The sequence below is a fragment of the Streptomyces sparsus genome (genome assembly GCF_054776295.1).
The window spans coordinates 1-862 of the sequence record NZ_BAAHCA010001420.1; the positions used below are offsets into that span (position 1 = coordinate 1).

The following is an 862-nucleotide window of genomic DNA, read 5'->3' on the forward strand; positions in this document are numbered from 1 at the left end:
ACCGTTCGCCGGCCCCGGCTCCCGGCAGGGTCAGTAGCGGCGGCTGCTGCGGTTCGCCTCGCCGCGGGCGTACGCCACGACGCCGTCCATGCAGCGCCGGTCGCCGGCGAGGCTCTCGAACCTGCCCCGGGCCTCGGCCTCGACGGCCCGGCCCTCCTCGGTGTGGGTGCGGGTCCCGGCATCGCGGCGCAGCAGCACCACGACCATCCAGCCCGTCAGCAACGCAATCACCGAGAAGATCACCAGAAGATCCAGCACGGCCGTTCCCCCAATCCGTCGGGTTGTTCCTTGCGGAACCATCGTCGCCCGGCGGTACGGCACGGCACATGTCCAGGACCCGGCAGCGAAGTGGCCGTTCCGGCTGCGTCAGACCACGGCGCCCCTGCCGGGGTCGTCGAACCCGTCGTCGTCCCGGCCGTCGCGCATCCGGGCGACGAGCGTGCCGAACCCGCCGAGGAAACCGCCGATCCCCAGCGTGGTGATCCACCACGTCATGTCCAGCTGGAAAAGCACCGTGCCGAACAGCAACGCCGGCCCGCCGAGCACCGCGAACCAGGCGAAGCGGGTGACGGTGTCGCCCCGGGGCGGCGGCGGCGGGTCGGGCGGCACGAAGTGGTCGTCCTCGGCGGACGGCGGCGCCAGCTTCCAGTCCCGCGGTCCCGTACCGGCCGCGTACACGGTCAGGCTGCGCCGCGGCCCGTCGCCGTCCCGATCGTCACCGTCCTGCTCGTCGCCGTCCTGCTCGTCGCCGTCCTGCCGGTCGCCGTCCCGACCGTCGCCGTCCTGCCCGGCGCCGGTGTCGTCGTGGCCGGAGGGCCCGTCGTCCGACCGGTCCAGGGTGTCGCCGGACGGCTCGCGGCCG

The 862-nt window shown here is 74.2% G+C and carries 2 protein-coding genes; both read right to left on the bottom strand.

Translation table 11 applies throughout. The features are described 5' to 3' along the window. Positions 1 to 30 precede the first annotated feature (30 nt). Complete coding sequence (locus tag ACYVE9_RS28800; RefSeq protein WP_461030822.1) at positions 31 to 258, bottom strand: hypothetical protein; 228 nt, start codon at positions 256 to 258, stop codon at positions 31 to 33. Between the two features lie 108 nt (positions 259 to 366). Then, positions 367 to 862, bottom strand: a 496-nt coding sequence (locus tag ACYVE9_RS28805; RefSeq protein WP_461030823.1) for a hypothetical protein, incomplete at its 5' end; no start/stop codon positions are given.